This is a genomic window from Paenibacillus pabuli NBRC 13638 (assembly GCF_001514495.1).
GTDB lineage: Bacteria > Bacillota > Bacilli > Paenibacillales > Paenibacillaceae > Paenibacillus > Paenibacillus pabuli.
In genome coordinates this window covers 60,141-72,169 of record NZ_BCNM01000013.1, presented here as the reverse complement: position 1 = coordinate 72,169, position 12,029 = coordinate 60,141, and the positions used below count along the sequence as shown (strand labels likewise).

The 12,029-nt window shown below is 45.7% G+C and carries 12 protein-coding genes; all 12 read left to right on the top strand.

The window, feature by feature from the left end:
• The first annotated feature begins 27 nt into the window (after positions 1-27).
• The 12 genes from PPA03S_RS18120 (at position 28) to PPA03S_RS18060 (ending at position 11,941) form a co-directional block, all read left to right on the top strand.
• Positions 28-450 carry a hypothetical protein gene (locus tag PPA03S_RS18120; RefSeq protein WP_062324845.1) on the top strand — a complete coding sequence of 141 codons (423 nt, stop codon included), beginning with the start codon at positions 28-30 and terminating at the stop codon, positions 448-450.
• 46 nt (positions 451-496) lie between these two features.
• On the top strand, positions 497-1,024 hold the full coding sequence (locus PPA03S_RS18115; protein ID WP_062324844.1) for a cysteine hydrolase family protein: 528 nt from the start codon (positions 497-499) through the stop codon (positions 1,022-1,024).
• Positions 1,025-1,397: 373 nt separating this feature from the next.
• Positions 1,398-1,964, top strand: coding sequence for a GNAT family N-acetyltransferase (locus PPA03S_RS18105; protein WP_062324840.1), 567 nt, complete (start codon positions 1,398-1,400; stop codon positions 1,962-1,964).
• Positions 1,965-2,468 (top strand): DinB family protein, encoded by a 504-nt coding sequence (locus PPA03S_RS18100; RefSeq protein WP_062324837.1) that lies wholly within the window; start codon positions 1,965-1,967, stop codon positions 2,466-2,468.
• Complete coding sequence (locus PPA03S_RS18095) at positions 2,465-2,893, top strand: GNAT family N-acetyltransferase (protein ID WP_062324835.1); 429 nt, start codon at positions 2,465-2,467, stop codon at positions 2,891-2,893. Before PPA03S_RS18100 ends, PPA03S_RS18095 begins: the two co-directional genes overlap by 4 nt.
• Positions 2,894-2,948: 55 nt before the next feature.
• Positions 2,949-3,809, top strand: a complete 861-nt coding sequence (locus PPA03S_RS18090; protein ID WP_062324833.1) for an aminoglycoside phosphotransferase family protein — start codon at positions 2,949-2,951, stop codon at positions 3,807-3,809.
• A gap of 56 nt (positions 3,810-3,865) precedes the next feature.
• On the top strand, positions 3,866-4,213 hold the full coding sequence (locus PPA03S_RS18085) for a hypothetical protein (protein WP_062324832.1): 348 nt from the start codon (positions 3,866-3,868) through the stop codon (positions 4,211-4,213).
• Between the two features lie 225 nt (positions 4,214-4,438).
• The gene (locus PPA03S_RS18080; protein WP_062324830.1) at positions 4,439-5,434 is read left to right on the top strand and encodes an endo-1,4-beta-xylanase; all 996 of its coding nucleotides are present in this window, start codon (positions 4,439-4,441) and stop codon (positions 5,432-5,434) included.
• A 249-nt stretch (positions 5,435-5,683) separates the two neighbouring features.
• On the top strand, positions 5,684-6,775 hold the full coding sequence (locus tag PPA03S_RS18075; RefSeq protein ID WP_062324829.1) for a helix-turn-helix domain-containing protein: 1,092 nt from the start codon (positions 5,684-5,686) through the stop codon (positions 6,773-6,775).
• 28 nt (positions 6,776-6,803) lie between these two features.
• The gene (locus PPA03S_RS18070) at positions 6,804-8,570 is read left to right on the top strand and encodes a sensor histidine kinase (protein ID WP_062325098.1); all 1,767 of its coding nucleotides are present in this window, start codon (positions 6,804-6,806) and stop codon (positions 8,568-8,570) included.
• Positions 8,571-8,581: 11 nt separating this feature from the next.
• On the top strand, positions 8,582-10,132 hold the full coding sequence (locus tag PPA03S_RS18065; RefSeq protein WP_062324827.1) for a response regulator transcription factor: 1,551 nt from the start codon (positions 8,582-8,584) through the stop codon (positions 10,130-10,132).
• A 147-nt stretch (positions 10,133-10,279) separates the two neighbouring features.
• Positions 10,280-11,941, top strand: coding sequence for an ABC transporter substrate-binding protein (locus PPA03S_RS18060; protein WP_062324825.1), 1,662 nt, complete (start codon positions 10,280-10,282; stop codon positions 11,939-11,941).
• The last annotated feature ends 88 nt before the right edge of the window (positions 11,942-12,029 follow it).

Below are 12,029 nucleotides of genomic sequence, written 5' to 3'. Positions count from 1 at the left end.
ATATCTTTAACCAGGGGGAGTGGTGGGATGAATATGGGAAGAAAGCTGCTGACGACTGTTCTAACGATCATTTGTTTTACCTTGGTTGCAAGTATCATATCCATGAATGAATCCTACAGCTTTGATTTTTATATTATTGCTTATCTTGTATATGCGACTCCCCTGATCACATTGATTGGGCTACCATTATCGTTATTGCTGGATTATCTGTTGAGCCGAATCCAATTCGTTCATCATGTTTTGTATCTCATTACAAGGATACTGGGTTATGCATGTGCTGGAGTTCTAGGGATGTATATCTATTATTTGCTCATGGGCGCGGGAGAAGAGATTTTAAATTTTAAAGAGTCGATTGTTTTGACCTTATTTGGCGTCCTAGCTGCTATAATATTTGTGTTGATTGATATGGGATTGGAACGTTTGTTAAAGGTGCGAAAACGGAAGAAGTAGTCATAACAAGTGCTGATTTAATATTATTTTTCAGGAGGAATATAAGATGCCAACCCACTCTGCACTTCTTGTCATCGATGTTCAGGTAGCCATGTTCGATGAATCAGATCCCGTATATCAGGGGGACATATTGCTTCAGAGAATACAATACGTCATTTCCAAGGCTCGGCAAAAAGGTCACTCCGTTATCTACATTCAGCACAGTGAAGGAGCAGGGAGTCCCCTTGAGCGTGGAACGGCAGGTTGGGCGATTCATCCGTCCATTGCGCCGATCACTGGTGACCTTATTATTGAAAAGCAGACACCTGATTCGTTTCACGAAACCGATCTTAATCTGAAATTGCAAGAAAACGGAGTGACGGATCTTATTCTGACTGGCATGCAGACGGAGATATGCGTGGATACGACTTGTCGCAGGGCAAGTAGCCTTGGCTATGCAGTAACCTTGGTTCGTGATGCTCACAGCACATGGAATTCCAACATTCTTCAAGCTGATCAGATTATAGAACATCACAATTCGGTCCTGAGCATGTTTGCGAATGTGGTGGATACCGAAAATGTAATGAATGGATGAGATGAATTGACGTTTAATAAAAGAATATTTAATCTTTCAGCTTGGCTTGCTGTGTTAGCTGTGATCTTTATTCCAGGAACAGCCTATACGGAAGGGCCTTTACGAACAGAGTATGGTTTTCCTTTACGATTTTTCACTGATTATCACTATAAGAAACCTGATGATACGATCTGGTTCCTTTCCAATGTATATGTGAATGCTCTTCTTTATCTGTTTAATGTCCTGTTTATATACGCTGGAATTCACGTTTTACTCTATGTAAAGAAGAGAATAACGACGCCAAAAGAGTAGGGAGCTGCGATGATCGCGGCTCTTTTGTTTTTACCATATCATGGGTTATGATAGAAAGCACGAATAGATCGGAGGTGCTGACATGAAACAGATCCCAGCAGAGTGGAATTCAGACCGACTCTTCATTTCCGATTTGAAAGAATCTGAGATTTTCGATATCCAATCCATTGTTGATACGAGTAACTATGTGCAGGAATGGGACGGACGAGATCATGAGCCGGATTATGTGAGGACGTGCTTTGAAGAAGGGAATCTTCCTCCTGGGGGGAAACTGGAGAACTACCGAATTCAGACCATCTGTACGAGGCAGCAAAACAAAAATATAGGCCTGTTAAGCCTGTATCATGGTTTCCCCATGGAGGATTCTGTTTATCTCGAATTTTTGTATATCCAAAGCAAAACCCAGAAACAAGGTTATGGACAGGAAGTGATTCAAGCGTTAACCCGATTATTCTCGGAGCTTGGTTATAAGGAAATCAGAATCAACGTAGCACTCAAAAATTGGCCTGCACTACGATTTTGGACCAAATCAGGTTTTGATCAGATTAGCGGGATCTACGGAGATCTTGAACATTCGGACAAGACTTTTGCCAATATGGAACTGATTAAAACACTTAAAATACATGATATAGAAAAGGAGAATGGCTAAATGGAATCTTTCTTTCGGTATAACTGGATCGTGCGTGATCAATGGTTTCAGTGGTGTGAGGATGTATCGCTGGAAGAGCTGCTCCGGCCTCGAACAGGCGGAGTAGGCAATATATTGCAAACGCTTTTTCATATCATAGATGTAGAGTGGAGTTGGCTTCAATTATTGCAGGGCAAACCGGATTGTATGGAGAACTTTGAAGACTATAAAACACTGGAAGCTGTACGACAGTTCGAACGCAAACTGCGACCGGATGTGGAGTCATTTGTTCTTTCCTGGAGTCCCAGCATGGAAAAGAGACCCTATATCGATCCTGAATTGGATCATACCCTAGTCAAGGAGTCGTGGGGAGAAGTGATGCGTCACGTGATTGCTCATGAGATTCACCATATGGGACAATTATCGGTATGGTCCAGAGAACTGGACAAGAAGCCCGTGTCTGCCAATTTCATTGGGAAAGGACTTATTGCTCCTGACAACCCGGGGGAAAAGGAGACATTATGATTCATTGCAGAGAAGCTAGGCTTGCGGATGGCGAGACGATGAGCCATTTATCCCATCAACTGGGTTACACCAGTACCACAGAAGAGATCAGCGAAAGGTTGAATCGACTAAGCTCAATGACCGATCATTATATTTGCGTAGCTGAGATCGATTCCCTTGTTGTGGGATGGGGCCACGTGCAGGGAAGACATTCCGTGGAGAGTGCCTCTTTTGCCGAGATTGGTGGCTTAGTTGTGGATGAGAATTATCAAGGAATGGGAATTGGTAGGGAGATTATGCATCAATGTGAGCAATGGGCACGGAAAAACGGGTTTAACAAAATAAGGGTGCGATCAAGCGGAAAAAGGGAAGCTGCACATCGGTTCTATACAGCGATCGGATATGAAGAGAAAAAATGGCAGAAGGTTTTTGATAAATTATTGTAAATATCCATGCAGTTTTCAATGCGAAGTTCTATTTTACAGAGAAGGGGCGGGCAAAATGAGAACGTTGGAAAGCATCCGTTGGGTCGAGTTGGACGAAGAGATTCGCTGCCTGTTGGGAAAGCCATATCAGATGCTCCCCCTGTCACCAGGGCTGGAAGCGGACGTTGTGAAAGTAGAATGCGCCGATCATTCTTGTGTGTTAAAGATATGGAACAATGACTCCAAACCCAACATTCAGAACCAGTATGAGCTTTTATCTGAACTTTACGAAAGTGGAATACAAGTCTCCAAACCATACGGTTGGGGAATGGACGTGGACCAGAATCAGGTTCTGTTAACGAGTTATGATGGGGAGCCTATAGCCAAGTTAAGCAAAACCAAACTGGAGCATTTGGCCCGACTATTAATTCAAGTCCATGGTTATGAGGTGAATGGTACGGAGAACGTGGATTCAGACTTCATACCCCAATATGATTTCATTCCATACTTCTTTCCCTCGATCGACATCCATGAGGACATCCATCAGATCCTGACAAGCCTGCTTCAACAAATTGAATATAGGCAGGATAAGTTGATCCATGGTGATTACAACTTGGGAAATGTCCTGGAGGCAGATGACCAATACACCGTTATTGATTGGACGAATGGGCAGCTGGGCGACCCGAGGTACGATCTGGCGTGGTCCATTTTTTTGATGACGATCTATGCAGGGGAACGTAACGGTAAGATGTACAATGCTCAATTCAAGAGTATGACGGAATATACAGCGGACGATGCAGAGATTTTTGAAGCGATGGCTTGTTTGCGCTGGATTCTTTTAAAGAGAGTGGCTGATGTACCTATGGGCCCGGGTGTGATACAGCGGATTAAAAAGATTATTGGCAATAATTCATATTTAAATGATGAACTGCTGTAGCGTTGTCTTAAACTGTCCTTCGTTGCATACCTATGGTATAGAGGAGCGTGATAGGTATGGAACAGAAGGTGCAAACCTATTTTGAACTGAAGCAGCAGCAAAAAGAAATTGAACAACGTTTAACTGTGTTACGGGACGAGATTGTCGGTTATTGTGAGAAGCAGGGCGTCTATGAGTTGCAAGTTGGCGGATACGCCGTAAAAACGGTGCTTCAGCACCGCAAAGAATATGATGATCAGAAGCTGTACGCTTCTCTTCCCGATCCCGACATCTGGCGGCTGCTGTCCAAAGTGGACAGTCATAAGCTGAAAAGCCTGATCAAGCTGAACATTTTGTCTGAGGAACAGGTCAGTTCAGCATGTACCGTGAAGCCGGTGACATTGCTCCAGGTGGACAAGCTTTAACATTTTCACATTCCATAATCATTCCTTTTCATCATCCATACAAAGCACCTCCGAGGTACATTGCACTGTTGTCTTCAGAGACGGATTGCGGAGGTGTTTTGTCATGCTTGGGATAGAAATGGATGAAAATAGTAAAATATCAGGGGGTAAAAGGTTTAATTTGTTCATAGTAAGCGCATTCATTGAGCGGTATCATTAGGAAAAACCTGTGAGGGGGAAGCAGATATGCCAACAGAAATCCCGTCTCTACATGCTGCTTTTGATAATAAATTCAAAATAGGTGCAGCCGTACATACAAAACTTCTGCATGCCGAAGGGGAGTTTATCGCCAAACATTATAACAGCATTACGGCAGAGAACCAGATGAAATTCGAGGAGCTTCAACCGGAAGAGGGGCGTTATACGTTCGAGGCTGCGGATGAAATCGTTGATTTTGCCGTAGGGAAAGGAATAGGGGTTCGCGGACATACACTGGTCTGGCATAATCAGACGCCGGAATGGGTATTCCAGAATGCTTCAGGTGCTCCGGCTTCCAGAGAGCTGCTTTTGTCCAGGCTGAAGGAGCACATCGACACAGTGGTAGGCCGTTATAAAGGACAGATTTATGCCTGGGATGTTGTAAACGAAGCGATTGAAGACAAGTCGGATCTTGTAATGCGCGATACTCCATGGCTTCAGCTGTTGGGTGAAGTTTACCTGCTACAGGCGTTTCAGATGGCTCATGAGGCAGATGCCGAGGCACTGCTTTTCTACAATGATTACAATGAAACCGATCCGATCAAACGCGAGAAAATTTACAACTTGGTCCGGTCTTTACTGGAGAAGGGGGCACCCGTTCATGGAATAGGCATGCAGGGTCATTGGAATATCCATGGACCTTCAATAGAAGAAATCCGGCTCGCCATTGAACGTTATGCTTCATTGAATGTGCAGCTGCATATTACGGAGCTGGATTTGTCCGTATTCCAATTTGATGACCGTCGAACGGATCTGACAGCTCCAACTGCGGAAATGGCAGAGCTGCAGGAGCGACGTTTTGAAGAGATTTTCCAACTGTTCCGTGAATATGAATCCTCGATTACGTCCGTGACATTCTGGGGTGCGGCAGACAACTATACTTGGCTGGACCATTTCCCGGTGCGTGGACGTAAAAACTGGCCTTTTGTGTTTGATCAGCACCTACAGCCGAAGGAATCGTTCTGGAGAATCATAAAGGGGTAGCAACTGTAGTTCCATCGGATATCATACGCCTTACTTGCAGCTGCCCATTAGAGTGGATTGCAAGTAGGGCTTTTTGGATCGTTCATGATGTGAAGCTGGAGAGTCTTGGATGCTCGCTCTGGAGGACCGTCTTTTGCAGAGGACATGTCGATCAGAGTCGTTCAAATCTCTAAAAAATATAAATTTATTGTCGGTTTTGCTACTTGATGCCATACTGAGAAAAAAAAACAGGGAATGGCGGGTGAATCCATGTACAAGGTTATTGTGGCAGACGATGAACCGTTCATGCTGGAAGGCTGGAAGACAATGATTGACTGGCATGCCTGCGGTTATGAGCTTTGCGGAACGGCAACGGATGGAGAAGAAGCGCTCGCCCTGATTGGTACTGTGGAGCCGGATCTTGTGGTAACCGATATCCAAATGCCTGTTCTCGATGGATTGGGCCTGATTCGCACCATGCGGGAAGAGTTGGCGCACACCGCCAAAGTTATTATTGTCAGCGGGTATTCGGATTTTGCTTATGCCCAAGAGGCGATACGCTACCGGGTGGATGAGTACGTGTTGAAACCCCTGGTTACTGAGGAAATACATCAGGTGTTATTAGAACTGATCGGACCACTGGACAAACGCAAAGAAGAGAAAAGACAGGTTGCTGGCCTCATTACAGCGGAAGAGAGTTTCTTCGGTCCTGCAGATCTAGGGAAGATAGAGGAGTATGATCTTGAGCATATGACGACCCTTTCCGAACAAATCCTGGCCTGGATTGAAGCGGGTGATATAACCGAAATCGCCGCAGCCGTAGATAACATGTTATATAAGAAGAGTAAGTCTGACGTTGGATGGGTTCCAAACGTAGTCCGGTACATTCATGGTGAACTGCTTGGAAAGTATTGTGGAAATGATGAGGCGATGGTATTGCTTCGTGAGAAAGGATGGCATGAAACCGATGGGTGGTCATCAGGTACGTTGAAACAACTCTTCATTCGTATAGCCAATGTTTTGTCTCCATCTTCAGACGCCGGTTCAAGAGGCCTGGTTACCGAGGCCATTGATTACTTGAAGCGGCATTATCGGAATAAAGTCACATTGCAGGAAGTAGCACAGCATATTCACGTGAACTCGGCTTATCTGGGCCAACAATTCAAGCGGGAAACAGGGGTTAGTTTCAGCGAATATGTGCACCGGATACGTATTGAAGAGGCACGCAGGCTGCTGCGACGGACCAATATGAAAATTTCGGACATTGCATCCGAACTGGGATATCATGATGCCGAGTATTTCACCCACAAATTTAAAGCGTTTACAGGCGAACTTCCATCCGTGTATAAAAACAAAATGTAAGGGTGATCATGTGCGTAAAAAAATCTGGATGTTCCATAAAGTAAATGACATACCTCTGCGATCCAAATTTTTGCTGATTTATGTGCTGAGCATCCTTCTTCCTGTCATTACGATTAATCTCTTCTTTTACCAACGTACCTCTGCCGACATTAAGGTTCGGGAACAAGAAAATTTACGCAAGTCCATGGAGCGGGCAGCGGGTGAGCTGTTGGGCATGATCGATGAGAGTGTTGCACTCAGCCGAATGATTGCAGCAGATGATTCGTTGTATGAAGCATTGGATCGGACCTACCGTTCTCCTGTGGATTATTACAATGAGTATCATGGATTTTTGCGCGACAAACTAACTCGTTATATGTCTGCCAATATTTTGGAGGTACGAATCTATACGGATAACCAGACGATTCAGACGGGCAGTCATTACATCGTAATGGATCAAGGGGCCACTTCGCTTCCCGGCCTTAAACAGTTGGAGAAAACCAGCGGCGGCATCATGGTTGTCGATTATAACGAAACGTCCGGATTTAATCCGGGCACACGAATCAGTGTCATTGGCAAAATGGATACCTACGATTCGTATGCCAACTACGCGAAATATTCCAAGATTGATCTCGAAGTCAGTCGCGTGTACAGCATTCTGAATCGAGAGACAGATAGTCTCCAGCTTCGTCTGGTCGACGGCACGAATCGTACCGTAGTTTCCAGCGGTGACATAACCGAAGGGAACTCGGGTGCATTGGTCGATATGCCGATGACTGGAGATAACACAAAATCTGAATACATGATAGAGAAATCACTCGGCAACCTGGCCTATCTGAAAGGCTGGAAACTGATTGGAGTTGCAGATACAAGACATTTGGACCAGCTGTTGGAGGAAGCGCGTAATTCCATTTTGGGTCTGCTCGCTATCAGTATCGTTGTGCCTTCCGTGCTCATTTACATCATTCTGCGGTCCTACCATTACCGGGTTCGAAAACTGGCAAGACATATGGAGAAGGTGCGCAACGAACGGTTTGATCTCATTGATATTCATGAGGGGCGGGATGAGATTGGAGGGCTGATTCGTACATTCAACATGATGATTGGCATGATTCATTCGTTGATCAACGACGTGTACAAATTGGAAATCCGGCAAAAGGATCTGGAACTGGATCGGGTAAGAACGGAATTATCCATGCTTCAAAGCCAGATGAATCCGCACTTTTTGTTTAATACACTCAATGCCCTGCTCGTCGTAAGTACGAAGAATGGATATACGGAAGTCATCGAGATTATTAAAAGCCTGTCCTTGCTGATGAGACAGCTGCTCAGCCGTTCAGATAATCTGATTCCTCTTCAGGAAGAGCTCCAGTTTACTACCCTTTATTTGCAAATTGAGAAATTTCGCTTCGGAGAGCTGTTTGACTATACCTTCGATATTGATCCGGAAGCAACGACTTTGCGTATACCTCGGATGAGCATTCAGCCTCTGGTCGAAAACGCATGCAAGCATGGATTGCAGGCCCGTAAAGCCGGGCGACTGATTAAAGTGACGGCCAAACTAAGCGAGTCAGGTTTGGATGTTCGTGTAATTGACAATGGCATTGGCATGGATGAAGGCAAGCTGACTCAGCTGCTAAGAGACATGCGTTCCGACCAGCCATTGGATGGAGGGCATGTGGGACTACGTAATGTTTATCGGCGATTGGAGCTTTTTTATGCAGGGGATGTGAACTTTACGATTAATAGTGAAGCAGGGACTGGAACGGATGCAGGGTACCATATTCCTTACGCCAGGCTTGAATTGAAAGAATAGGAGGTGCAGACATGTACAAAGTATTGCTGGTGGATGATGAGCCATTTGCCATCGAGGGGCTCCAATTATTGATTGATTGGCAAAAGCACGGGTTCGAGATCGGAGGCGTATGTGCCAATGGTGAAGAAGCCATTGATGTCATTTGCACAGCGCAACCTGATCTGGTTGTTACGGACATTCGGATGCCAGTCATGAGTGGGTTGGAATTGATTGAAGAAGCACGTCGTCGGGGACATGATTCCACGTTATTTGTCATTACAAGCGGTTACAGCGACTTTAATTATGCCAGACAGGCAATCCGTCTGGGAGTATCCAATTATTTGACCAAACCGGTTGTTGGACCGGAAGCTGATGATATGCTGGAGCGATTAAGACAAGAACTACAGGAAAGGGAAACGCTCGAACGGATTCGTGAACAGGCGAAAGAACATCAAATCAGACGAATTTTAACGGAGCTGGTTATGGGGACGGAACTGACTGATGGTCAGGAGAAAACATGGCTCATTTCCGAGATGTCAGAAAGAGCGAATCAGTGGACATACGTACAGATCATGTTTGAAGGGGAAGCTTCAAGTCATGCCCGTTCTGTCCTGCAGCAAATAGCAGAGAAAGAAAGCTGCTGTTATCTGATCGATAGTGGACGGACGACCTGTGGTATCGTATGGGGCGAAGCTCATTCCGAAGCAACCGGGGTGACAAGCTCACTTCGAGCTTTCGCCGAGGAGGCTCTTGCGAGTGTACAGAAGGAGGACTCTGCTGAAGTGAAGATAGCAGTAGGTCTGCCCGTCCATGAGCTGGATGAATTGCCCGTATCCTACAGTTCAGCAGTAGAGGCGGGTCGTTTCCTGTTTTTCAGCGAGAGCAGTGTCATGTTCGCCGAGGATATAGAGGAGCAGCCACTGCTGTTTGATCCTGGAACACTAATGGAGGCCGACGATATTATGGAGCAGTTGGAGAATGGTTCGACTGAGGAACTCTCGGTCTCTGTTCGGAGGGCGTTCAACAGGTTCAAGCAGGACATGGCTGCACCGGAACTAATCGACATTTTTTCGACCCAAATCCTGTTTCGAGCTTTAGCTCTTTGTAAGGAGCTAGGGGGGGAACCCAATACGCTGATTCAGGAATCCGCACTTCAGATGAGCCGAAGGCAACATCGAAACATTGAAGAGTCGGCCAGCATGCTGGAGGAATTCTGTCTGAAGTGTCAATCGGCTGTGATGAAACTTCGGCAAAAGCAGGTTGGAGGAACCCAGGCGATGGTGGCCGAATATCTGCGCAGTCATTATAAAGAGACGTTTACGATCAGGGAGCTGGCCGAGCAATTTTATATCAATCCCGTGCATCTAGGGCAGTCGTTCACGCGCAAATATGGCAAGGGTGTATTGGATGTTGTGCATGATCTGCGAATGGAAGAAGCGAAGAAGCTGCTTCGGGAGACAGAGCAGACTTCCTGTGCTATTGCAGAAGAGGTGGGTTACAGGAGTTATCAGTATTTCCTGAAGCAATTTGAGAAGAGGTTGGGGATGAAACCGGCAGAATACCGACAGCAGTCTGTCACGTAAAGGAACAATGGCTTTGTTGTTCGACTCTTACGTTTCCATATTATGAAAAAAAGGGGGGGAGGAGCTTAAATCTGTTTATTTTGAAACCGCATACATTTATTCATAATAAGAGCAGTAAGGCAAACCACTTCCAAGGAGGGGCAATACATGGGGGGATTGAAGAAAAAGAAACTTTGGGGTTCCGTTTCACTCGTTCTGGCCTTTAGTTTAGCATTGGCCGGATGTAGCGGAGACAGCGCCAAAACGACTACACCCGACGGCAAAGAAGTATTAAACATCTCGGCTTTTATCGGTACACCGAATCAGGCACCTACTCAAGACAACCGGATATACAAAAAGATTGAGGAGGAACTGGGTGTCAAATTGAACATGGAGTTCCTGGTAGGAGACCTGCAACAAAAGCTGGGCGTTATGATTGCTGGCGGAGATTTCCCGGATCTGATTACAGCCGATACGAAGCTTGTCTCAGCCGGAGCGGTTATTCCGCTGGAAGATCTGATTGAGCAGCATGCACCTAACCTGAAGAAGCATTTTGCAAAAGACTGGGAACGGATGAAAGATTCCAGTGATGGACATATCTACTGGTTGCCGAACTACGGCGTGTACACCGGAGAATTTATCAGCAACTATTACTCTGGTCCTGCTTTCTGGATTCAGAAGTCAGTTCTGAAAGAGGCAGGCTATCCAACACCTAAGACCCTGGATGATTATATGAAGCTAATTCGCGATTATACTGCAAAGCATCCAACTACGGAAGATGGTCAACCAACCATTGGCTTTACCACACTTGCTTCCGACTGGAGAACCTTCCCGTTGCTTAATCCACCGGAGCATCTGACAGGTCATCCGAATGATGGCGGCGTCGTGGTAGATGACAAAGGCGTCGCAACCGTATTTGCCGATAAGGATATCTCCAAACAGTACTATAAAGAACTGAATAATCTCTATAATGAAGGTTTGCTGGATAAGGAAGCCTTTGTTCAAAACTATGATCAGTATCTGGCTAAAATTTCTTCGGGACGCGTCGTCGGCATGTTCGACCAGCACTGGAATTTCCAGCAAGGTGAGGACCCGCTCGTAGCCCAAGGTAAAATCAGTCAAACATACGTAGGATTCCCGCTTGTATACGATACAAGTATCAAAGATCACTACCTTGACCGACCGGTCATCAACCTGAATAACGGCTTTGGTATCAGTAAAGACGCCGAGGACCCGGTAGCGATCATCAAGTTCCTGGATAAGCTTATGGATGAGAAGTATCAGAAGCTTCTGTCCTGGGGTGAAGAAGGCGTAGATTACATGGTCAATGATGAAGGAAGATTCTATCGTACACCAGAGCAGCGTACACAGCAGGAAGATCCGGCATGGAAGCTGGCTAACAAGGCGGAAGGCTTCTACGGCGCGGCACCGAAAATGGAAGGAACCTTCGAAGATGGCAATGCGATCGGAGCAACAAATCAGCCTGAAGAATTCTATGACAGCTTGAAGCCAGAGGATAAAGAATTGTTGGATGCTTATGGATACAAAACATGGAGTGACTTCTTCTCTCCTGCGCCTGAGAATCCAGTGTACTATCCAGCGTGGCAGGTGGATCTGAAGGAAGGTTCGGATGCTTCGGTAGCGAACAAACAAATGACCGATACTTCCCTGAAGTTCTTGCCTAGAGCAATCATGTCGAAATCGAATGAATTCGATTCGATCTGGAACGAATATGTGGACGCTTACAAGAAAATTAACGTGAAGGCTTATGAAGAACGGATTAACGAGCAGCTGCAATGGCGGATTCAGAACTGGACTGTAGAAAAATAAAAAAATGCGGCAGTGGATGTTCCCCTGGGAGGCACGGATGGAGTGAATAAACTCCATTCGGAGCCTTCCAAGGTTTCCATGCAAACGG